This window comes from Bradyrhizobium sp. Ai1a-2, from assembly GCF_000426245.1.
Classification (GTDB): Bacteria; Pseudomonadota; Alphaproteobacteria; order Rhizobiales; family Xanthobacteraceae; genus Bradyrhizobium.
Genome location: NZ_AUEZ01000054.1, coordinates 1 through 22,309, shown reverse-complemented (window position 1 = coordinate 22,309; position 22,309 = coordinate 1). Strand labels below are relative to the sequence as shown.

General features: G+C 57.6%; 21 protein-coding genes. 7 read left to right on the top strand and 14 right to left on the bottom strand.

Features of this window, described 5'->3' with window-relative positions; genetic code table 11:
• Position 1: 1 nt before the first annotated feature.
• The 8 genes from K288_RS0128770 to K288_RS0128735 form a co-directional block, all read right to left on the bottom strand.
• Positions 2 to 799, bottom strand: coding sequence for an enoyl-CoA hydratase/isomerase family protein (locus K288_RS0128770; RefSeq protein WP_084799769.1), 798 nt, complete (start codon positions 797 to 799; stop codon positions 2 to 4).
• Positions 800 to 974: 175 nt separating this feature from the next.
• Positions 975 to 2,189 (bottom strand): ABC transporter substrate-binding protein, encoded by a 1,215-nt coding sequence (locus K288_RS46865; protein ID WP_084799768.1) that lies wholly within the window; start codon positions 2,187 to 2,189, stop codon positions 975 to 977.
• 106 nt (positions 2,190 to 2,295) lie between these two features.
• Positions 2,296 to 3,879 carry a class I adenylate-forming enzyme family protein gene (locus K288_RS49760; protein ID WP_051334790.1) on the bottom strand — a complete coding sequence of 528 codons (1,584 nt, stop codon included), beginning with the start codon at positions 3,877 to 3,879 and terminating at the stop codon, positions 2,296 to 2,298.
• 249 nt (positions 3,880 to 4,128) lie between these two features.
• Complete coding sequence (locus K288_RS0128755; RefSeq protein ID WP_152535723.1) at positions 4,129 to 4,899, bottom strand: Phenylacetic acid catabolic protein; 771 nt, start codon at positions 4,897 to 4,899, stop codon at positions 4,129 to 4,131.
• Positions 4,899 to 5,153 carry a phenylacetic acid degradation b gene (locus K288_RS0128750; protein WP_051334796.1) on the bottom strand — a complete coding sequence of 85 codons (255 nt, stop codon included), beginning with the start codon at positions 5,151 to 5,153 and terminating at the stop codon, positions 4,899 to 4,901. Before K288_RS0128750 ends, K288_RS0128755 begins: the two co-directional genes overlap by 1 nt.
• 11 nt (positions 5,154 to 5,164) lie before the next feature.
• Positions 5,165 to 5,476, bottom strand: coding sequence for an iron-sulfur cluster assembly protein (locus K288_RS46855; RefSeq protein WP_256378852.1), 312 nt, complete (start codon positions 5,474 to 5,476; stop codon positions 5,165 to 5,167).
• Positions 5,473 to 6,516 (bottom strand): Phenylacetic acid catabolic protein, encoded by a 1,044-nt coding sequence (locus K288_RS0128740; RefSeq protein WP_244443293.1) that lies wholly within the window; start codon positions 6,514 to 6,516, stop codon positions 5,473 to 5,475. Before K288_RS0128740 ends, K288_RS46855 begins: the two co-directional genes overlap by 4 nt.
• The gene (locus tag K288_RS0128735) at positions 6,464 to 7,312 is read right to left on the bottom strand and encodes a TetR/AcrR family transcriptional regulator (RefSeq protein ID WP_084799766.1); all 849 of its coding nucleotides are present in this window, start codon (positions 7,310 to 7,312) and stop codon (positions 6,464 to 6,466) included. Before K288_RS0128735 ends, K288_RS0128740 begins: the two co-directional genes overlap by 53 nt.
• 204 nt (positions 7,313 to 7,516) lie before the next feature.
• Here K288_RS0128735 and K288_RS0128730 point away from each other — a divergent pair, with 204 nt between their 5' ends.
• The 3 genes from K288_RS0128730 (at position 7,517) to K288_RS0128720 (ending at position 10,008) form a co-directional block, all read left to right on the top strand.
• Positions 7,517 to 8,116 (top strand): 2-hydroxychromene-2-carboxylate isomerase, encoded by a 600-nt coding sequence (locus K288_RS0128730; protein ID WP_027582666.1) that lies wholly within the window; start codon positions 7,517 to 7,519, stop codon positions 8,114 to 8,116.
• Positions 8,117 to 8,118: 2 nt separating this feature from the next.
• The gene (locus tag K288_RS0128725; protein ID WP_027582665.1) at positions 8,119 to 8,820 is read left to right on the top strand and encodes an SDR family NAD(P)-dependent oxidoreductase; all 702 of its coding nucleotides are present in this window, start codon (positions 8,119 to 8,121) and stop codon (positions 8,818 to 8,820) included.
• A 63-nt stretch (positions 8,821 to 8,883) separates the two neighbouring features.
• On the top strand, positions 8,884 to 10,008 hold the full coding sequence (locus K288_RS0128720; RefSeq protein ID WP_244443290.1) for a putative sulfate exporter family transporter: 1,125 nt from the start codon (positions 8,884 to 8,886) through the stop codon (positions 10,006 to 10,008).
• A 197-nt stretch (positions 10,009 to 10,205) separates the two neighbouring features.
• On the opposite strand, the gene K288_RS0128715 is transcribed toward K288_RS0128720, so the two are convergent.
• The gene (locus K288_RS0128715) at positions 10,206 to 11,393 is read right to left on the bottom strand and encodes a saccharopine dehydrogenase NADP-binding domain-containing protein (RefSeq protein WP_201449743.1); all 1,188 of its coding nucleotides are present in this window, start codon (positions 11,391 to 11,393) and stop codon (positions 10,206 to 10,208) included.
• A gap of 295 nt (positions 11,394 to 11,688) precedes the next feature.
• On the opposite strand from K288_RS0128715, the gene K288_RS0128710 reads away from it, so the two are divergent.
• The 3 genes from K288_RS0128710 to K288_RS0128700 all read left to right on the top strand — a co-directional run bounded on the left by K288_RS0128710 (position 11,689) and on the right by K288_RS0128700 (position 15,797).
• A complete protein-coding gene (locus K288_RS0128710; protein WP_027582662.1) occupies positions 11,689 to 12,480 on the top strand; it encodes an SDR family oxidoreductase in 792 nt (263 codons plus the stop codon).
• A gap of 432 nt (positions 12,481 to 12,912) precedes the next feature.
• On the top strand, positions 12,913 to 14,226 hold the full coding sequence (locus tag K288_RS46850) for an MFS transporter (RefSeq protein WP_051334787.1): 1,314 nt from the start codon (positions 12,913 to 12,915) through the stop codon (positions 14,224 to 14,226).
• A gap of 44 nt (positions 14,227 to 14,270) precedes the next feature.
• Positions 14,271 to 15,797 carry a class I adenylate-forming enzyme family protein gene (locus tag K288_RS0128700; protein ID WP_027582661.1) on the top strand — a complete coding sequence of 509 codons (1,527 nt, stop codon included), beginning with the start codon at positions 14,271 to 14,273 and terminating at the stop codon, positions 15,795 to 15,797.
• Positions 15,798 to 15,849: 52 nt separating this feature from the next.
• Here K288_RS0128700 and K288_RS0128695 read toward each other — a convergent pair whose 3' ends face one another.
• The 3 genes from K288_RS0128695 to K288_RS46840 form a co-directional block, all read right to left on the bottom strand.
• Positions 15,850 to 16,653, bottom strand: a complete 804-nt coding sequence (locus tag K288_RS0128695) for an alpha/beta hydrolase (protein ID WP_027582660.1) — start codon at positions 16,651 to 16,653, stop codon at positions 15,850 to 15,852.
• A 211-nt stretch (positions 16,654 to 16,864) separates the two neighbouring features.
• Complete coding sequence (locus tag K288_RS46845) at positions 16,865 to 17,608, bottom strand: winged helix-turn-helix domain-containing protein (RefSeq protein ID WP_051334786.1); 744 nt, start codon at positions 17,606 to 17,608, stop codon at positions 16,865 to 16,867.
• A 345-nt stretch (positions 17,609 to 17,953) separates the two neighbouring features.
• Positions 17,954 to 19,588: a GMC family oxidoreductase N-terminal domain-containing protein gene (locus tag K288_RS46840; RefSeq protein ID WP_043160989.1), complete on the bottom strand. Its 1,635-nt coding sequence runs from the start codon at positions 19,586 to 19,588 to the stop codon at positions 17,954 to 17,956.
• Between the two features lie 425 nt (positions 19,589 to 20,013).
• Here K288_RS46840 and K288_RS0128680 point away from each other — a divergent pair, with 425 nt between their 5' ends.
• Positions 20,014 to 20,700: a hypothetical protein gene (locus K288_RS0128680; RefSeq protein WP_152535721.1), complete on the top strand. Its 687-nt coding sequence runs from the start codon at positions 20,014 to 20,016 to the stop codon at positions 20,698 to 20,700.
• A gap of 59 nt (positions 20,701 to 20,759) precedes the next feature.
• On the opposite strand, the gene K288_RS49755 is transcribed toward K288_RS0128680, so the two are convergent.
• Together K288_RS49755 and K288_RS46830 are read right to left on the bottom strand one after the other, a co-directional pair.
• Positions 20,760 to 21,677, bottom strand: a complete 918-nt coding sequence (locus K288_RS49755; RefSeq protein WP_027582658.1) for an AraC family transcriptional regulator — start codon at positions 21,675 to 21,677, stop codon at positions 20,760 to 20,762.
• A 227-nt stretch (positions 21,678 to 21,904) separates the two neighbouring features.
• The coding region (locus K288_RS46830; protein ID WP_043160987.1) for a plasmid pRiA4b ORF-3 family protein at positions 21,905 to 22,309 on the bottom strand (405 nt) is incomplete at its 5' end.

Below are 22,309 nucleotides of genomic sequence, written 5' to 3'. Positions count from 1 at the left end.
GTCAGCGCCCCGCGAATTTTGCCAGACCCGGGCCATTCTTGCGGAATGACGCGAGACCGGTCTTCAGGTCTTCCGAGGCCCAAATCGGCGCCTGCACCCTTGCCATCGCCTCATCGGCAGCAGCAACGCCTTCATTGACCGCGATATACGCAAGCTGCTTCGTGGCCGCATGCGCCACGGTCGGGCCTTGCGCGAACTCCTCCGCAAGCGTCATCGTGGCCTGTTCCAGCGACTCTTCTGGCACGGTGAGATTGATCAGGCCCCATTTCTCCAGCGTCGGCGCGTCGTAGCGCCGTGCCAGCATCGACATCTCCTTGGCGCGCTGAGCACCGATCCGCTGTACCTGGCGCTGGATTCCGCCGAGCAGAGGATGAAGCCCAAGCGTCGCCTCGACCGATCCGATCTTTGCCGAAGAGGCGGCGATGATGTAGTCGCAGGAGAGCGCAAGCTCGAGTCCGCCACCAAGGCAGACACCGTGAACGCTGGCGATCAGCGGAATCGGCAACAACTCCATGAAACGCAGGAATTCGACACCGTTCAGCCGCCTGTTTTCGCTGGCCTGATCAACGGCACCTGCGGCGACCCGCTTATCGAAGATATCCAGATCCGCGCCGGCGGAGAAATGGCGCAGTCCGCTGCGGATCACGATGGCGCGGCTGCCGGCCTTCTGGGCCGCCTCGACCTGCTCCACCAGCGCATTGATGAGCTTTGGGCCGAGCAGGTTGTATGGCCGATAAACCATGGTCAAGACGGAGATATTGCCGCGCTCTTCGCGCGTCACGAGCACGTCCTCGGACAAACTTGCCTCCTGTGTGTCGGCGCTGCTTTCGAAACGGCCGCTTTCTCATTTATGAGGAGAATACATCGTGACTTGCATTTTGCAAGTCACGAGTCGTTGTCCGAATGACAGATCCTGCCCGGACAAAGCACCAAGCCCGGCCGACTGATACAGGAAACAGGTCGAAAGAGGTTCTTTAGTCCTTATCCGACACGTCCTCTGTTTCATCTGCATAAACATTGCCGAACAGCGCCCAACGCTCCCCGTCGAAGCGCCCCAACTGCAATTGCTGGATCGGGAAATAGTCGGACTTGGAGGTCTTAAGTTTGATGCCGGGCAAAAACATGGATAGCTCGACATCGTTGAGAGACGCCGCCTTTGCCATGACGTTGGCCTTGGATACGTCGTTCCCGCAGGTCCTGAGAACCACTTCGAAGGTTTGACCAATACTGTACGCGATCACGTTGAAAGGATTGTCCGGATCGCCCGCGGCGTAGTACTTCTTCATCCAGTCACGGTAGTCGACCATCGCAGGATCATTTGCCCATTGGGGATCGGTCGGATCCTTCAGGTAGAAGGCCGAGACGATGTCTCGCGACGCATCAATGCCGGCGGGCTTCAGTACCGTATTGATGTTCGCCGAGATCGACGACAGCAGCTGCAGTGGTTTCCATCCACCAGCATGGGCCGCCTTGATCGCTTGCGCTGCAAACTTGGCCGTCGCTGCGTTATAGAAGACGTTTGCCCCCGCCGTCTTCATCGAGACGATCTGGGAATCGATGGTCGGATCTGTGACCTCGTACTTCTGGGTCGACACGATCATTTCCGAAGCTCGTGGTCCGAGAGAAGACTTCAGCGCATTCAAGGCGTCTCGGCCAAGATCGTCGTTTTGGTAGAGAACGCCGATCTTGGCATCGGGCTTCGTTGCCAATATGTATCGGCCGAAGATCTTGGCCTCGAGGACGACCGTCGGCAGCCACCCCATTGTCCAAGGATACTTCTCTGGATTGTTGAACTTGCCGCTCGCGGTGACGGAGAACAGCTGCGGTATCTTCTTGGCGTTCACATATTTCTGTATCGCACCATTCGTCGCGGTGCCGAGCAAACCAAGCAGCACCTCAGCCTCGTCACCTTCCACCAGCCGACGCACCTGCTCGACCGTCTTTGGAGGGCTGTATGAATCATCGTATGACAGGAACCGGATCGTTCGTCCCTCGATGCCCCCCTTTCCATTGACCATGTCGAAGTAGGCGCTCAGACCCTTCCCGATGGTCGAGTATGCGGATGCCGGCCCGCTATACGGCGCGGTATTGCCGACGACCAGTTCGGCAGCCTCGCTTTGGCAGGCTCCGAGCGCCAGCACGCCGACGAGGACGGCTCGTCGTATGTTACTAACAAACTGATTACCCATTCCTTCCCTCCTCTGAACCGCACAAAACACCACCACGCGCGCCGATCGCGGCCCGACCGGTACGTAACTTGAGACCGAAACTTGAGACCGATAGAAGCAGATTTGATCAGGAAGCGCGCAGCTGCTGCCGCGTGTTCACTAGCTTCTCCAAAACGATCTTGCGGAGCGCGTCCTTGCGGACCTTGCCAAAGGAGTTCTTTGGCAATTCATCGAGACACACAACCTCTCGGGGGCGCTTGTAGCCAGCCAGGTTGCCGCAACTCTTCGAGAGCTCGCCAAGGTCCATATTGCAGCCGCTGCTCGCAACGACCGCCGCAACAACAATTTCGCCCCACTTCTCGTCCGGAACACCCACGACCGAGACTTCACGGACCGCAGGATGTTCGCTCAGTGCCAGTTCGACCTCCGCGCAGTAGATATTTTCACCGCCCGAGATGATCATGTCCTTCAGGCGATCCTTGATCGCTAGATAGCCGTCCGAGTCGATGACACCGACATCGCCGCTCCGATACCAAAGACTCCCGTCAATATCGATGATCGCCGCCTGGGTCGCTTCGTCGTTGTTGAGATAGTGCGAGAACGCCGTCGGCCCGCTGACGAGAATTTCACCGACCTCGCCGGCCGGAAGGACACCACGCGTCTGGTCATAAATGATGATCTGCGCACCTGGTGCCGGCAACCCCACAGTCCCGGGCTTCTTCGACAGCATCGCCGGCGGGCATTTCGAAACGAACAACATCTCCGTGATGCCGTAAGCGTTCGTGACCCCATTTGGGAGTTTGAAAGCCTCACAGATTTGTTCACCAAGTGCCGCCGGAAGAGGAGCCGAGGCGGAGATCCAGTTCGTGAGATACGGAAAAGCTCTTTCCTTGGAGCCGGGATCGCTGAGAAGTTGCCATGCCATCGTGGGCACGATGAATGCGGTGTTGATCTTATACTTGTCCAGACATGCCAACGTCTGGGCAGCGCTGAGCTTCCTGAAGAGAAAGTTTGTTCCGCCGCACAGGACGACAGCCAAGGCGATGTTCTCCATCGGGCCCCGGTGAAAAAGAGGAGCAACAGCCAGGGCTCGTACCTCTGAGGTGAAGCCGTAAGACATGGCTGAGAACGTCGCTGTCGCGACTGCTGAACGATGCTTCACAACGGCGCCCTTGGGCCGTCCTGTCGTACCGGACGTGAACCAAATCCCGCTATCGTCCTCACCCTTAACGACCGGAAACGCTGCAATGTCACGGACATCGTCACCAATAGCATCGGAAAAGGCTATCTGGTCAGCTTTGACCTCGGACCCGACTACGATTTGCAGAATCGACGAACCAGCCAAGTTGATTGCCTGGGTCGCCAGATCCGTTAAGTCCTCGTCGACAATGATGACCTTGCATTGCGCTGTGGCAAGCTGGTACGACATCTCCTCAACACTGAGACGAAAGTTCAGAGGAACGGTCAGTGCTGCTATGCGCCCGATCGCAAAATAGGACTGAAGTAGTTCGCGCTGGTTCCAAAGCAGATATGCGACCTTGTCGCCTTTGGCGACCCCGAGACTCCAGAGCCTGGTAGCAAGGCGATCGACGATCTTATCGAACTCGGAATAGCTCAGCGAGCCCTGTTCATCGAATATTGCAATGCTCTTCGGCGTCGCGCGCGACGTTATCCTGAGAACATCCGACACGGAAATAGCCCGGTTGAGCATACTAACCCTCCCCGTTATGAAGATCCGGCAGCTTCTGCTGCTCTTGGATGTGTTCGCCGTGCGTTCAGCCGCTCGCCGCCGGCTGCCACTTCACCCAATGAAAGAACGACTTGCACTCGGAGCACCGGAACAGGACTTCCGATACGCTGCCTCCGAATGGAGATTCGACTTCCACCGCGCTGCTCTCGCAGTGCGGGCAAACAACTTCGCTTATGTCTATCGGCAAATCGAAGTCTGGCCTTTGCCGGGTCACGGAAGCGCCAGCTCATGATTCTTGAAACGGATCAGTTCGAACAGGCTGTCCGGAATGCCGGGCTTCCCGCTGCGACGGATCGAACGCTGCCACGACACAGGTGCGGGCACGTCTGGGCCCGAAACATCGATTGTCGCCTCCACCGCTTCAATAAATCTCTTCCGCAATGTGGCGTCCGATGCCTCCCGATATCCAGCGCGGAATAGCCCATCGGGCTGATCGTTCTCATCCCACCATTCAAGCGTCTCGGCAAAGCGCCGACGGATATCCGCTTTGATCGTGGACGACGGATCCTTGTTCAACGCCTTGATCCAACCGGTCGAATAGCTGACGTGGAAACGTGATTCCTTGTGAACCTTCTCGGCCAAGCGCGCCAACGTTCGGTCTGCCTGGTTACTCCTGTACGCCCCCAGCTGCGTCGAGATCGCCTGTTCCGCCAGGAATATCGTCGCCACGAAATCGGACCATGATCGAGGTGGTTGGTCCAGCAGCTTGGGCGAGCGGATATCCGCCGCTCCGCGCGTCCATTCGGCTTCTTCGCGCGTCACGCCAAAATGTCCCAGGTATTGATACAGGGCGCGGGCGTGCCCGTATTGTCCCTGCATCATCGCACACATCGCACTCCAGTCGGAGATGGCTCGCCCGTTGGGCAGAACAATCATGTACCAACCCGCCAGAACGAGCTTGCTATCTGCAATACAATATAACTCGTCGCGAAGGAGCTGGTCGGTTTGGGAGAGTCTTCCGGCAGACGTTGCGTCGGTCATCACACCACCTTCACCTTCACATCGCTGCCGCGCTCCGTAATCGGGATAATCGCCGATGTTGGAACGATGCACATTTCCTTCCACGGCTCGTGATCGTAGACGAACCAGGCACGGGCTTCGGCCAGTTCCGCGTTCGGCGCCTCGATCGAGCCGATGTGGGTCAACGCTTCTGCTGAACTGCGGCGAGCAAAAATCTCGTAGAACTCGGGCTTGTCGCCCCCCAGTTCCAACCTTCTGTCAATGACCTTCTTCATCTGCAACACTCTCAGAGTTGAATTCCGAAGCGGCGCATATGCTCACGCGCAAGGGGATCGATTGACTGGGTGGTCCACTCGTGGTGCCAACCCTCATTGATCTTGACTTCCCTGACTCCCTCGAGCCGGCCTACGGCTTCCTTGATCGACTGCTTCAGCATCGACACACCGGGACAAGCGAGACAGGGAATGGCAAGCTCGACGTCCACCACGCCCATGTCCGAAACCTGGATGTCCCGAACCATTCCCATCCGCTCGATCGCGATCGGAATATGTGGATCGTTCACCGAAAGTAGCGCCGCCCGAACTTCCTCCCCGGTCACCACAGGTCATGCCCCCACAACTCCGACTGGATACGACGAAGTCCGGGCACTTTCTTTGAACCACCCCTCTTCCATTGGGCAAGCTTCTCTGCCCAGGTCACCTTGCGAAAATCCCATTTGCCGGTCTCCTCATTGAAGAGGATCGGCATCTCGAAATCGAGCACGTAGATGCCCTTCTCGCCGTCAAAATGCGCCGGCACCTTCAGACCAAGTTGCTCGCAGAACGGAACGACGCGGGACAGCCAGATCTGACGAAGCTGGTCGTTGCTGCTGCCGCGAATCTTGTAGTGGAGCTGGTCCATTCTCGATTTCACATCATCGGTCGCCCCGAACCATTCGGCACCAAGCGGAAACCAGAAGTCCAGCGATTCCTGGACACGCTTTCTCACTTCGGGACCCAGCTGCATGTAGTGGCGAACCGAATACTCGCCACGCTTGACGTGAAACTGTTCCTCGAAGTTCACTTTCCTCAGCGACCTGCTGTAAGGACCAAAGGAGCAGTGCTCTTCGAGATCGCAAGTCGTGATGTAACCCGCTTGATCGCCGATGAGATGGCTCATCGCCATGTCAATCGGATCCTTCAGGTTCCACTCCAGCATGAAGAATGTCTTGAAGGTCGCCGGATCGCGCTCGAATACGCGCTCATATGCATCGAAGCCAAACTCTTCGAGCATGCGGAACATGACCTGGGCATGACCCATCTCGTCCTGTAGCGCCGAGGCTACGGCAATCCTGTCGCCGATGCACGGCGCGAATTGCATCGCATCGAGATCGAGAGGCAAGGTCATGATCTCGAGATCGGCAGCAATCGACATGGTCGCAACGAGAACATCGCGGTAACGCGGCGTCATCTCGCTGATATCTTCGAGCGTGCCGCCAGCCTTCACGCGAGTTTGCAGGGCCACCTCGTTCGGCTCGTCCCGAGTGTCGCGCGCAAGTGCCACCTGAGCCATCGTCAATCTTCCGTTGTTAGAATTGCGACCTTGTTTAGTCTTCGATCTGAAGGTTGCCTCGCAACACATCGAGCACCGACGGCCCATCTGCAACGCTGATTTCCCGCGGCGTCTGTGATGCATCCTGAAGTCCTGACAGGACAACCGCCTGAAGCGCGCGAACGAGACGATCGACCTGGATTCGAAGATTGTGACGCAAACACTCGAGCATCATCCCATCGCAAGTTGAGATGAGGAGTCTCGCCATATCTCCGCTGCTGAGGTCAGAGCGAAACACTCCAGAAGCTTGCCCCAGCTCGAGAACCCGCCGAATCTCTTCTGCAATCCGGTTGTAGCCGGCCTTGACTCTCCGGCTGGCCTCGGACTCCGTACCCGCGAACTCAATCGAGACGACGATAGGCAACAGCATCGATCCGGGATGTTCCAGCGCCACCTTGCCTGTCATTTCCAGGAATGTCGTAATGCGTTCGGTCGGCGAGCGCTCGTTATCTCGCAGCACCTGCACATACGGCACCAGAACGTTTGCACGCACCCGGTTCAACAGTTCAAGGAGAACACCCTCCTTGGTACCATAGTAGAAGTACACACTGGCCTTGGTTAGGCCCGCCAGCTCGCCGATTTTCTCGGTCGTCGTGCCGTTGTAACCCTGCGTGACGAAGAGAAACTCAGCAGCGGCCATCACCGCCGCCTGGCTCAGCTCGCGGTGCTCGGAATTTGTCAGTCGTTTCTTGCGCTTTTTCATGCGCTCGACCGTATTATCAGACGAGTCCCGGCGCAAAGAATTTACTCGTGCAGATGACGCCGCAGCGGTCTTCCCGAATGACTCGCCCACGGGTCGAGCGCGCTCCGTCCATTCGCCTGCAATATCCGTCACCACCGTCATCGGCGAACCTGCACTTGTCGCGCTCGTCAGTTGACTTGGGTCCAGTTGTATATTTTACTTACTGTCCAGTTAATATGTTTGTTTGGCTAAGGAGTACACATCATTTTCTTCTTAAAACTCAACGAGATACATGAGAGAAAAAGGCAAGAACTCCAGCCAAAAAGCGGAATCTTGACGACACCAGACGAGGCAAAAGGACCAAGGATGGGCAAACAAATCGAATTCTATTTCGACTTCGGTAGCCCCTACAGCTACCTCGCTCAGTCGCAACTCAAGAAGCTCGCGGCGGGCACCGGACACTCGATCATCTTCATGCCTACCAGCGTGATCGATCTAATGAAGGCAGTTGGCAACAGCCCAACGAGTATCGAGTGCAAACCCAAGAAGCAGTACGTCAAAGCCGACTTGCAGCGGTGGGTGAAGAGATACGGCATCGGCTGGGAGTTCAATCCGCACTTCCGGCATATCGATCTCAGCTTTCTTTTGCGCGCGGCAATTGCAGCAATCAAGCTCGGTGTCATTGCCGACTTCGTACCCAAGGTGTTCGACGGCCTGTACCGGCAGTCACTCAATCTCGGCGACGCTACCATTCTCAAAGACTTTCTCAGAAACAACGACCTTCCAGGGGATCAGATCGTTGAGCTGATGAACACGGAAGAAACGTTCGAGGAGCTCAAGGCTCGCAATGCATCCGCACTGGAAAAGGGCCTGTTCGGCCTACCAACATTCCGAGTTGGGGACGAGATCTTCTTTGGCAACGACCGGCTTCCATTTGTTGAAGCCTCAGCAAACGCACAGGCATGATCATGAAGAAACCAGTTTGCATCATTACCGGGGTAGGTCCGGGAACGGGTAGCGCTTTGGCTCGCCGCTTCTCCCGCGGCGACTATCACGTCGCACTCATCGCGCGCTCCGAAAAGCGCATTCCCAAGCTTCAGACGGAGCTGCCTGACGCTTCCGCCCATATCTGCGACGTCACCAGCGAGGCCCAGGTCAACGAGACCGTGGCCAAGATCACACGCGAATTCGGCGCACCGACTATCGCCATCCACAACGCGATTGGCGGAACATTCGGCAACTTCCTCGAAGTCGACCCCGCAGCGCTGGAGACCAACTTCAGGGTCAATACGATGGGAATGCTTTATCTCGCGCGCGCGGTAGCTCCCGCGATGATAAACGCGCAGAAAGGCGTCATCATCGCGACTGGCAATACGTCGGCTTATCGCGGGATCGACAGCTACGCCGCATTCGCTCCTTCCAAAGCGGCCCAGCGCATTCTGTCGGAATCGATCGCGCGGTACTGTGGCCCCCGAGGTGTCCACGTTTCATTCTTGATGATCGATGCGATCATCAATGTGCCGTGGGCACGCAAGATGTTCCACGACAAGCCAGACGAGTTCTTCGCCGATCCCGTCACTATTGCGGACGAGATTTGGCATATCGCTCATCAACCTCGGTCGGCATGGTCCTTCAACTACGAGCTCCGGCCTTACGCCGAGAGGTGGTGACAATTCGGATAGCCTGAGTTCCCCCTGTTCGCAGAATCCGATCGAACCGGGAGCCGTCCCACCTTGGCGACGGTTCTCGCGTTTCGCCATGAACAATCATGCACGACAAGGCTAGACATGTTGGACGTGCCCCGCCGCCCGAAGGCGCTCAAGGCGCCTCACCACTCTGTCGTCTCACTCAGATTGCTGGTCGATAGCGCCCTTCGGCTCGCGCCAGGCCTAGTCCTCACGTTATCGATTGCAGTCGCGGCATTTGGCTTGCATAAACTTCCCCTATTGTCGGCCATCAGCCCGATGATGCCCGCAGTGCTGCTCGGCGTCACGCTCCATCACACGACAAAGTTGCCGAATTGGATGGATGCCGGACTTGAGTTTAGTCAGCGCCGGTTACTCAGGCTCGCCATCATCCTGCTCGGCCTGCAACTCACCTTCACTGAAGTCGCGCAACTAGGCGTCATCGGCCTGCTTATTCTGGCGGCGACATTGGGGTTCACCTTCGTCTTCACCGTTCGGCTGGCGCGGGTTCTAAAGGTGGAAGCGAGATTAGCCCAGTTGATCGCGGCGGGGACAGCTGTGTGCGGTGCGTCTGCGGTCGTTGCGGCCAACGCAGTTGTGGGCGGAGAGGAAGAAGATGTGACTTATGCCGTAGCGTGCGTCACCATCTACGGGACAATCGCGATGTTTGCTTATCCGGTTCTACCCGGACTGCTGCATCTCAACTCCAGCGAATTTGGATTCTGGGCCGGAGCCTCCATTCACGAGATTGCCCAAGTCGTCGCCGCCTCCTTCGGCGAAAGCCAGGTCGCCGGCGAAATGGGAACTGTCGCAAAATTATCGCGCGTGATGATGCTCGCGCCGCTCGTCATTGGCCTGGACTTTCTGGCCAGGCGCGATGCGGGAAACCGAAACATCTCGACCCGAACGTTGCGCGCTTCCGCGATCCCTTGGTTCGTAGTTGGCTTCATCGTAGCGGTCGGAATCAACAGTTTGGTTGCGATCTCCGCCGAGTTGAAATCGCACCTCATGATCCTGACGACGTTTCTACTGACGGCGGCTCTGGCTGCGATGGGAATGCACACAGACCTGGCTAGATTGAGGACCAGAGGATTTCGTCCCGCGCTTGTCGGAGCGCTGGCTTGCCTGTTCGTGGCAGTCTTCAGCCTCACAGCCATCAAGCTGCTAATCTGACACAATGCCGTTCGCGCTGGAAAAAAATGCCCGAGATGATCCATCTCGGGCAAGTCTGGGAGAGAGGAACCCAGAGTTTATCAGGAACGCCTCCACATCGCTCCCGTGGAGACTTTGTGCAGAGCATGCGTTCAGGAAGAATGCATCATTACAGGTCGCCTGCCTTCTTGAATACGTCCCCTACCCCTGGCTGAATATCAGCGCGCGTGGTCGATCCGCTCGACTTCGAAAGTAACGCCGGCGTTCCTGCTTAATCGCGTTACGAGCTTTTCCCGCATCGCGGCGCCAGGTGTCCAGATGCATGGCGGAACGTCGGGACTATCTTGCAAGAGGCAGAGCGCGCATTCAGCGATCATCTTGGACGTCGAACCGTAGCCTGGATCCCTATCGCCACGCACCACGACGGAGATCCTGCCGTGATCTTTGTTATGTCCGAGGAAAAGAATGTCATAGCATCCCGCTTCTCGTTCGGTCTTTGACGGCCCTTCGCCGGGTTTCAGGCTATTCGCGCCGCTGAGGGTCTTGTTCTCTTCAACGATCCGCGCGGCTTCCGCCTGCCCCTCGCTCCCCCTACCCGCAACGATCATCTCTTTGTAGACAAAATCGGTTCCATATGGATGCCCCATCAGCGCATTTGAACGGTGGACGTTCCGAGTATTGATGGTCGACATGACGAAAGGCGCCACCCACGCACCGAGGTCCTCGTCCATTTCGACCTTCATCCCATGCGGCTGTGCCGGACCCACAAAGCCCGGCGTCAGAAGGAACGGATCCTTAAGCTGCGCCAATACGTTTGGATCTTCCTTGGCCGCGGCCATCGTGGCTTTTGAACTAGCCGCCGTTCCACCAGAGAATGTGCCCTTCATTCGACGAACGCATCCCTTCACACTCTCCGCAGGCGCGCCCCATGCATCTCTTGCCGCGCTCTGCAGGACGTACACCCCAAGTTCGAACGGAACTGAATCGAAGCCGCAGGAGAACACGATACGCGCACCGCTCGATCTCGCGTCATCTTGGTGAGCATCGATCATGTTCCTCATCCACACCGTTTCGCCGCTGAGATCGAGATAGTCGGTACCCGTACGCGAGCATGCCGCGACCAGTTTCGATCCATAGAGCTGGAATGGTCCTACCGTAGAAATAACGGCGCGCGTACTTCGGACCAGCGCTTGCAGCGAATCCTCGTCGGAGGAGTCTGCCGGTATAAGAAGCACATCCTTGGGGGCACCAATTTCATCGCGCACCGACGCAAGTTTGCCGACGTCGCGCCCCGCCATTCCCCACTTGAGTTGATTTCCGTATCGTGCAGCGACGTATTCGGCGACCAAGCGCCCCGTGAAGCCGCTTGCACCAAAGACCACCAGATCGCATTCGCTCACGCGCACCATCCTTGAGCTCCAGTGGTCACCAGCACAACAGGCCCGCGCCAGCGGGAGCACAGCGCTAGAAACGCTATGCCTTTTAACATGCTGCTCTGACTTACATTTTTCCAAACATGATAAGTTTCTGACTGGACAGTAAGCTAAATACTTGCGATGTCAATCGCGAAAATCTGTTGTCGCCTCTCATCAAGCGCGTTCGAGCGTTCGCAGGGGTCGATCAACGGATCAGCCGCGCCCGAGATGACATTCGAAGGCGGCGGATGAATCGATGCCGCCCAACCAACCCTTGGAGAACACGATGGCCAGTTTGAAAGGCTTGTTTGACCTGACCGGCAAGAAAGCGCTCGTGACCGGAGGGTCCCGCGGACTTGGGTTGCAAATTGCCGAGGCGCTGGGCGAACAAGGTGCCGATATCATATTGTCATCCCGCAAGGCTGCAGACCTTGAAACCGCAGCTGAGCATCTCAAGCAACGCGGAATCGTTGTTGACTGGATTGCCGCAGACAACTCCAAGGAAGAGGACATTACACGGCTCGTCGAGCAAAGCATCGAACGGCTCGGTCGGGTCGACATATTGGTGAACAATGCGGGTGCGACCTGGGGTGCCAAAACGGAAGATCACCCTATCGAAGCGTGGGACAAGGTGATGAACCTGAATGTCCGGTCACTATTCCTTCTCAGTCAGCAAATTGGAAAACGTTCGATGATACCCAACCGATACGGCCGTATCATCAACTTGGCGTCAATAGCCGGCCTGCGTGGCAGCACGGGCGAGATCCAGACGATCGCGTATGACACCAGCAAAGGCGCCGTCGTCAATTTTACAAGATCGCTTGCTGGGGGATGGGGCCGCTACGTAATCACGGTCAATGCGTTGGCCCCCGGGATGTTCCCGTCGAAAATGACGAAGGGCACAATCGATCAAATCGGCATCAGCAAGCTCACCGCCAACGTGCCGCTTCAGCGTATTGGTGATGAGGACGATCTGAAGGGCGCCACCTTGCTGTTTGCCAGCGATGCAGGCAAACACATCACCGGCCAGATACTATGCGTAGACGGAGGCCTGACGGCCGTGTTGTCGGGGTCCTAAAAACCGCTCCCTCCCGACCTGATCAACTCGAATGGCACCGGATTTCGAAACGGATTCCTTGTCGCCGATGCCGAGGCGTAGAGACGCCGCTCTCGGCCAGTGGCTCAGCCACCATCACTCAAGATCGAGACGCTCTACAAGCTCAACGCTTGCACTCACGAGTGCAAAGCAGCCGCATGATCTCTCTGACTTGCGATCGTTCGCGAGCAGAGCATTTGCAACACAAGCATCGCTGGAATTAGCCCAGCCGGCCTGCGCCCGAAGTCGCGCCAGAACACAGCTGTAACGCAATTCCCGCGGGATTATCACCGCCGTAACTGAGTGGACCGTAGTTCTTTCCACCAGTGACGATAAAAGCGAACGCTGAATGCAATTCGATCTGTCCCCCAATCACCAGAAAACGCACGATCGACAACAGTTGGATGGGAATAGATGAGCGCGTCAGAATCGCTGAACCTCACCAATGAGAGCAAATACCGGGCATTGGTGCTTGCCGCACTAGGCGGTGTTCTGGAGAACTATGATTTCATTGTGTTCGCGTTGTTCGCAAGAGTCATAGGACAATTGTTCTTCCCTCCCCAAATGCCCGAATGGTTAGCTATCACGCAGACGTTTGGCATCTTCGCCGCTGGCAATTTGGCACGACCTCTCGGGGGCCTCGTCCTGGCCCATTACGGTGATTTACTTGGCAGGAAGCGGACGTTTGTCTTCAGCATGATGCTGATGTCCGCTGCCACCCTGGGTATTGCCTGCGCGCCAACCTACGCAACTATTGGCAGCGTCGCACCGATCATATTGTTGACGATGCGGATAATCCAAGGCGTTGCGATGGGCGGTGAGCTACCGGGCGCTTGGACATTTGTGGCCGAACAGGTCGCTGCGCATCGCGTTGGCTTCGCTTGCAGCGTGTTGAGCGGCGCTCTCTCGATGGGCAATCTTCTCGCAGCAGTGGCTGGAGTGACATTAACTCGGTTTTACAAGCCTGCAGAGATTCTGGCTTTCGGATGGCGGCTCCCGTTTTTCGCCGGCGCGATTATCGCGATTATAGCGGCATACGTGCGTCGCTCGTTGGTTGAAACCCCCGTGTTTCGTGCGCTGCAACGCGAAGGAAAGCTCGCCACCGAGCTGCCTCTGAGGATCGTGCTTCGCAGACATTTACGTGGTGTTGTTGCTTCCGCAGCACTGACGTCACTCTCCGCGGTGACGATCGTAGTCATGTTCGTCATGACCCCCACTCTGCTCCAAACCAACTACTCAATCGGTATCAGTAAGTCGTTCCAAGCCGTCAGTCTGGCAACAGCCTGCCTTGGTGTGAGCTGCATCTGCTGTGGACTGCTGGCAAACATATTGGGTGTCGATTTACTCTTGATCGGGGGCACGCCCGTCTTGGCGGCTTGCGTCTATATCTTCTTCACTCAACTCGCCCAACATCCGGACAAGCTATTCGCCCTTTATGCGCTGGCCAGCACTTCTGTCGGGGTCATAGCGGGTATACCGTCGATGTTCGTGCAAAGCTTTCCTCCGGCGGTGCGCTACACCGGTGTCGCCTTCTCATACAATGTCGCCTATGCCGTATTTAGCGGGACCACTCCGCCTCTCATAGCGCTGGTGCTTCGCGTAGATCCGCTCGCGCACGCCCATGCGGTCATGCTCGCATGTGCGGTCGTTTTTGTCATCGCTGCAGCGCGGCTAATCAATAGCCGTACAAGCTCTTTTGTACCGGCGCGCAGCAATGATTCGCCCTGAGAACACTCGGCGCCCGCGACAGCACAACATTTCGGAGTCCGCTTATGTCGTTGAATCCTACCGAAGTGTTGGTTCATCAAGCGCGCGAGCGTCCCGAAAATACGGCCTTTGTCTTCAAAGAAGACGTGTGGCGCTATCGGCGGCTCGCCGCCGAAGTCGAACACGTTGCATGTGGTCTGGCCGCGCGTGGTGTCAAACAGGGCGATCGTGTCGCGCTTCATATGACGAACTGCCCCGAACTTGTGGTTGCGTACTACGCATGCTTCAGATTGGGAGCAATCGCCGCTCCACTGCGTACCGCGTTCACATCGGCCGAGCTGGGGCCTCTCCTCCAGAGATTACGGCCGGCGCTCTACATTGGCCAGACTTCACTTTACGAGAATGTCAGGTCACTTGACATCGAATCGCCCCCGCAAGCTAGCTGTATACTCGTCGATGCCGGCGCTCCTCGCGACCGGCAGTGGAATGTTCTGAGGGAAACTTCCCTCACGAATTTGCCGACGCCACCTTCCGATGAACCAGCCGTGTTACTCAACACATCCGGAACGACCAGCGGCCGACCTCGGTTCGTCACGCACACCCTCAACACGCTGGCGGCAGCAACCGACCTCATTTGCAAACATGGGGGCCTCTCCGCCGACGATGTCGTCATTCTATCGTTGATCATGGTGCACGCCAGCGGTCTCTTCCGGTCGCTCGCTCTTGCTCGGTGCGGCGCGCCGTTCGTCCTGCTGGAAGGCTTTGATGCTGATGCCGTCCTTGATAACGTAGAGCACTATCGCGGAACTTGCCTGCTCGGCTTCCCCGCCCAATACGCGGCCCTGATCAAGGCTCAACGCTCAAGATCGAGGAACTTGTCGTCTTTGCGGTTCTGTACGACTGGAGGCGATGCCTGTCCGATTGAGCTTCAGGAACAGGCTACGTCCACTCTTGGCGCCCCCCTGTATAATCTTTGGAACGCAACTGAGGCAGTTGGCAACCTCGCATTCGGGTTGGCACCAGGCCCTAACATGCGCGTCGTCGATGAGGCACAGATTCGGCTTGTCGACAATCAGGAAGTGGATGTCGCCCCTGGCGAGGCAGGCGAACTCTTGATCCGTGCGCCTAATGTGTTCGTCAGGTACTGGGACGATCCTGTCGCAACCGCGCAAACCCTCAAGAATGGCTGGTATCACACTGGCGATGTGATGCGACGTGGTGAAGGCAACGAGCTTTGGTTCCTCTCGCGCAAAAAGGATATTATCATTCGCAGCGGCACGAACATCTCACCCATCGAAGTTGAAGAAGCGCTGATTGCGTGCCATCCGGCGGTCAAAGCGGCAGCTGTTGTCGGCAAACCAGACCCGGCGCTGGGCCAGCGCGTGGTCGGCTTTATTACTTTGATCGAAGGCGCCGGCGACGCTGTGGTTGACGAGATATTACATAATTTGGCGAAGCATCTTGCGCCCTATAAAGTTCCCGAGGTTCTGACGGTGCTCGAGACATTGCCGCTCAATGCTCTGAGCAAGGTGGACCGCCGGAGGTTGGAAGCGATGGCTCGCGAGGACAATAACGCGTCGTCCATTGACTAACTTCATAGAGGATCTGTCGTTCGAGCCGCGGCCGTCAGAGTCCAGCGTGAGGTCAAACGGGCCGTGAGGCGTGACGGGACAGAAATGGCTCTAGCGCGGCGTTGATCGGCTCGGGGTTGGTGATGCTCAGAAAGTGTGCGCCACCTTCGATGACGACACAGCCCTCGCTGCCCGGGACGCGATCGGCGATCGCTTCGCCATGCGATACCGCGTAGGAATGGTCCGCCGTTCCATGCAGCACTAGTGTTGGCGCGCGGATTTCGCCCAACCTATCCGTCAGATCGTCGCGCTGAACAAGTGCCTGAAGTGCGAAAGTAGCTTGCTGCACCGGCCATCTACGCCAAATCTCCCTCCAGCCACCCGCCCCGGACTTGGAGCTGAAGCAGATATAGGACATAGCGTCCAGTATCTCATCAGGTGGACCGCTTTCGCCCGCAGCTGAGAATACTGCATTCATCTGCAGGTAGCTCGCTTTATGGTCTTCCGCTTCCGCACTCGCCGATGATCCGAGCACGGCCAGCGAGCGCACGCGATCCGGGGCCAACAAAGCGATGCGGAGCGATACAAATCCTCCCTGACTGGTACCGACAAAGGAAGCCGCCTGAATATTCAAATGGTCCAGCAATGCGAGACAGTCCGCCGCCGATTCCCAGAACGTAAAGTTTCGGTCCGTCAGGCTACCGCCGTGACCTCGCTGATCCCACGTGATGCAACGGTATCGACTCCGAAATGCATCGCACTGCGGAGCGAACATGGAGCCGTTCATCCCGAAGCTATGGCTAAACACGACCACCGAGCCGTTTCCCCCTGTGTCGTCGTAAGCCAACGTCTGATTGCCATGATGAAAGATCGGCATAGCTCATCCTCTATCCGCACCTGCGATAGTACGGCAGATGATAGCCCGCCGTTTTGATAAAGAGAATGACGATGATATTACGACGGTAATATACACGACTTGGGTTTACTCGACGACACCTCCTCAACGATTGCCGGCTAACGGATCCACCGTCGATCTCTCGCCGGCAGTGTTGAGAACCGCCTCGTCCCCACGCACGCTCTCGTGCAGATCAAGTGCGCTTGACCAGCATATCGAACACATAACCGACGCCGCGCACTGTCTTGATGATACACGTCCCCGCAGAGTTGGCTTCCAGCTTTCGACGTAGTCGCAAAACGCCCACATCGATGCTCCGGTCCGTTCGATTCTCATGCTTGCTGATCGCATGTATTAACTGCAACCTGGTGAGCAGCTGTTGCGGTCTTTCAAGAAAGGCAATCAAGAGTGAATAGTCACCCTTGCTTAGCTTGACCAACCGTCCACTCGGATTTGTCAGCCGCCTCCTGCGGAGGTCAAGTTTCCAATCGCCGAATCTGTAGGAGAACTTCTTCTTCCGCGTTTCGGTCGGCTGCACGGAGGACGTTTTCCGCCTGCGCAGTATCGCGTGTATGCGCGACACGAGTTCTCTAAGTCCGACCGGCTTTGTGAGGCAGTCGTCCGCACCAAGGTCCAGAACAGCGGCGCGGTAGCTTTCGTTGCACCCCGCGCCACCTATGATGATGATGGGAATATCGAGGTCGTTAGCGCGGATCGCACGCAGCATGTCGAGGTCGTTCTCCCAACTCGGCTCGAGATCGAGCACGACCAAGCTCGGTGTAAGAGAGGTTAGTTGTTGCAAGAGGAGTTGCCAGCCCTGAACGGCGACAACACGCATATTGTAACTTTCGAGATAGTTGGTCACTTCTCGTCGAATCTCGGCGTGTCTCGTCGCCAGCACGATGACCAATTTCTTCTGGAATATTGACGCCGTCATCGCCACACAACGGCCTCCTGTTGACGGCGCGGCATTTCCATCCGTCGTTGTTCGTGGCGAGCGCATCGCCACGCTACGTGAAATTCCGATCACGGCTCCCTCATACGCACCTGATCGGGATGCCTTTACTCCTTGATCAACGCCACCGGCGCGCGTCCTATAACCGCCGCGCACTCCACGACTGTACCGAACCTGACTCGGAGTGCCCTCGGTTTGAGACAGCTCCTCTCGAGAACCAGTTTGGTTCCTGGCGGTACCAAGCGATTGGATATTTCGGACACAAGTTTCACTTGGTCGTGTTGGGCTGAGGCTATCGCTTCGGCTGATTTGATCCGTTTGCCAGGCTCATAAGAGCGCGATCGCCGGACAGGCCAGTTTACGTTCACGAACGATCGCCCTCGCCGCCTGCTCGCCGATGATCACGCTGGGGGCCATCGTGTTACTCGAGGTAGTGCGCGGCATCACGGAGGCGTCGGCGACACGGAGGCGCTCGACGCCGTAGACTTTGAGGCGGCTGTCGACAACGGCCATGTGATCCCGTCCCATCTTTGCGGTACAACTCTGATGCCAAACCGTCGTCACGCCGTCGCGGATAAACTCGTCCATGGCTGCTGAACCGAGTTCGGTCGGCAGGACTTCACGCTTTGCGAAGCTGCGAAGCGCCTGAGCGTTGCCGACTTCCCGGGCAAGCGCTACGCAACGCCGCAAAGCGACCAGGTCAGCGGGATGGGAAAGTATCTGCGAGTCGATCAGGATCGGATCTTCGCATCTGGCGCTCGTCAGGCGCAGCCGGCCCACGCTGCGCGGACGCACCAGCGCCGGGCAGATTCCCCACGATCCGGCCGGCACGGTTTGGCGCGCCGCAAGTTCGGGGGTTACGACCGGGAACTGCATCTGGAGCAGTTGAATATCGGGACTTTCCAGCTCTGCCGCGCTTTTGGCAAAGATGATGAGCTCGCCACCATTGACATGGGGAGCGATTGGCTCCGGATATTCCCAAATGCAACTCGAGACCATGATGTGGTCCTGAAAATTAGCACCCACTCCTGGAAGATGCTGGATCACCGGGATGTCGAGCGCTGCCAGCGCGTCCGCGTCGCCAATGCCGGACTGCATCAGCACCTTTGGTGTATTAATGGCCCCTAGAGACAGGACGACTTCCTGCGAAGCTTGGAAGCGCCGGCTCTGACCGTCGAGGAGGCACTCCACACCGGCTGCCGCGCCACGTTCAAACAGCACCCGCCTTACCAGCGTGTCAGGCAGCACAGTAAGGTTCGGCTGGTTCATTATCGGGTATGCGTAGGATCTGAAAATTGACTGCCGCCGGCCGTCGCGAATGCACAGGTTCGCATAGGAAGCTCCACCGGGGCCCTCCATCATGAGGCCGTTATGATCGTCGAAAACAGTTATGCCCAGTTCGCCGGCGGCGCCGAGCATGGCGGTTGCAACGGGGTTCGGCTCGACCGGCGGCGCAACGTACAGCAGACCATCGCGTCCGCGTCGTGCTGGATCTGGCCTGCCCTGCCAATTTTCGATTTCACGGTAGATCGCCAGAACCGACTCATAGCTCCAAGCGGGATCGCCGGATTCGGCAGCAAAGTAATCCCAGTCGCTCTTATGGCCACGAGCCCAAACCATGACATTGATGCTTGATCCTCCGCCGAGCACCTTGCCCATGTTCATCGGGATCGCACGTCCATTGAGGTGCGGATTGGGCAAGGCCGTAAAACCCCAATCTCGCGCGCTACCCAAATTCAGCGGCCAAGCCGCTGCCATCTCCACCTCCGGCGTGCTGTCGCTGCCGCCGGCCTCGATCAGCAGCACCGAGATATCCGGATTCCCGGCCAGCCTCCTAGCGACCACCGAGCCCGCGGATCCGGATCCACATACGATGAAGTCGTAGCGCGGCCGAAGACTAGCGCGAATCTTCAGCTGATTTGCCGTTACGGCTTCATCGAGTTCAGCCGAGTCTACATCCATGTTGATGCCCTATGGTTGCGCATCGCCGACCCGTAGAAAGCCGGCTTTCAGGCAGGACCATCCGTGCTGCCTTTGTAACTAGGGCCTCGCACGCGGGATTGGAGATTTCCGCCAAGAGCTACCGCTCTCGCACGTCCCTGACATTGCGGCGATCGCTCCTGTCGCCCGAATGGTGACCAGCACGCTTGTCGGAACGCCGCGAGCGTAGAGAACACTCGAGCCAGCTCGATCTTGCGTCACGATCACGGCGACTTCGCCGCTCTCACGGACCGCGCCAGGTGAGCCTCTTCGACGTGCTGACAGGCGCGTCCGATTTCTTCAATTCACCAAGGAGCACACAGCACATGATGAGATCAGCCGTCCCGCACGACTCATGGTCGATCGTGGTCGGCCGAATGCTGCAGAAATGAAGTGGAGGTCGTCATATGCGTTCTTCGACAAATCAGAGCGATGCCCTGCGCACCGCGTCGATACAACCACCGCGTGACACGCCAACTGTCGATCATTCGCTTCGCTCGGACGTGACGATCGAATCCTACCCGCAGCCGACACCACACCACAGCACGAGATTGGCCGGCCAAGTGCGCCGCACCTCCTTATGGGTTCGCCACACGGAAACCGTGGGTCTGGCGCTCTTCTCTTCTGGTCTCGCTCCGGCGGTCGTGATGACAGCGATCTGGCACGAAGCAAGGCTTGCCCCTCTGGTGTTCGCGTTCACATTGATTGTTGCGCTCAGTCACGCGATTGCGGCCGGGTTACCGCTCTTCTTCGTTTATCTGTGGCGGAGACGGTTAACCGTCGGAGCGTGCGTTTTCTTCGGCGGCTTGATCGGGGCCGTAGCGACCGGCTTTTTGTCCTACCCGGCGCAGTCCCCGGCGTTCCACGCCAACTCATGGATCAGCAGTGCGCCGATTGTTACAACCGAGATGATCGGCTCCGCGACCTGGAGCGGGTATATCGCGCCTTTGATATACTGCGGATTGCTCGGCGCCCTTGGAGGGCTCGCGTTCTGGACCGTGTTGAGATTCTCAGGCGAGTTTGATCGAGATGTTGGCGAGCACAACGCGTTTCGAACCAGTCACCTGTCCACTGCAGGAGCGAGCGGAGAATGAGGCCGGCGTTCAGTCACTCGCCGGCGACATCGCGTGTCGCCCGCCGCCGCATTCGGATGTCACCACAGGAAATAGTCGTACGCGATGGGGGCGGCGGCGCTCGCCTTGTCCGCGATGCGACGCTGTTCGGCCGAAGCCGGCAGCAATGCGCGTTCGGGCGACGAACCGAGGACCGCGTTGAAGTCTCCTATCATGTGCGCTTGATCCGCAAATCCGCAGCCATAGGCAATATCCGCCCATCTCGATCCATTTCGCCGCGCAGCCAAGACCTTCTCTATGCGTGCGGACCGCGCGAATAGCTTTGGACTCACCCCGAATAGAGCTTGAAATTTGCGCAGAAGTTGCCTCTCGCTCACATCCAATTTTGCCGCGAGCCGCCCGACCTGCAACGAAGGATCACGACGCAGGCAGGCGACCGCCTGGCATACGACGGGATCTGGTTCGCGAGAACAGGCATGAGCGCAGAGAAATTGTGCTACCGCCGCGAGTCGCTCAGAGCTGCTCGGTGCTTCCGATACCCTCTCCTCAAGCAGCCCGACTTCATGAGCGTCGAAAACGTTGCCAAGGTCGATCTTGGAGTCCGCGAAACAATGCAAGCGTTCGCGAAGAACGTGCACGGCGGCTTCCGGCTTGAAACGCGCGATTATTGCACCGAGCGGGCCCGACGGTCGTACCGTGGTGATGCCGGTTTCCATTTGAATAATAACATTCCGGTAACGTCCATGTCGGTTCTCGGTGTCGCGAAATCTCCGCAACGAGATCATTGGGTCGCGGTATTGAACTATGAAGTACGGCCGCGTACTGGGCAGCACTTTGATTGCAACACCGCGCGCCGTCTCGCTATCCGGGAAGTCCCAATCGACAATTTCCTCGACGAAGGTCGCGAGGAGCGGAGAGTATTCGTGCACGTTGATCGACGGGCAGCGATTAATTGCAATATTGCTTGCGCCACTCGCGCGCGAAACCAGCTGTGACATGCGCTTCACTCTTTAACGAACGGCTAAAACACGTGTCTCCTCGATAGTGCACAATGTCGACGGGAACCTCGCCGCACTGCTTAGAATTCCGCAAGGCCCAATTCCGAATTGCTTGCCAAGACAACTCTGGTCCCCTGATCCTTTTGTAACATCAGACTTCCGAACGACGATGCCGTTAGCTTCAAAGTAAGCGGAGCTCTGCGGCCCTCTTGAATGGCGCTTGACGCCTATTTTGTTCGCGTGGCGCGTCGCCGCGGTTTCCATGTGTCGGACAACGCGTTGACGGCGGCTTCGAGCGCCTTCCGGTCGACGACGTTGGGATCGAACCGCTCCGGACCCCAGAGGCGCATATGTTCGTGGTCCGGATGGGCGGGGTCTCTGATGGCTTCGAGGTATTCGGCATAACCCGGCGCACCGCCGACGTCTTCCGGAGGACAACGACCGGCGGCCTCGAGCAAGAAGGGAAGTCCCTCCGTCGTGGTGTTCTCGAACCATTTTTCGAGCTTGATCACATGGTCCCAGCTGTCGCCGAAGTCATAGAGATAATGGATCGTCTTGGCGCCGGTCTCGCGAACGACATCGCAAAGCCGCGCTTTGCTGGCATCCATGGGCTGGTGGCCGTAATCGTTGTG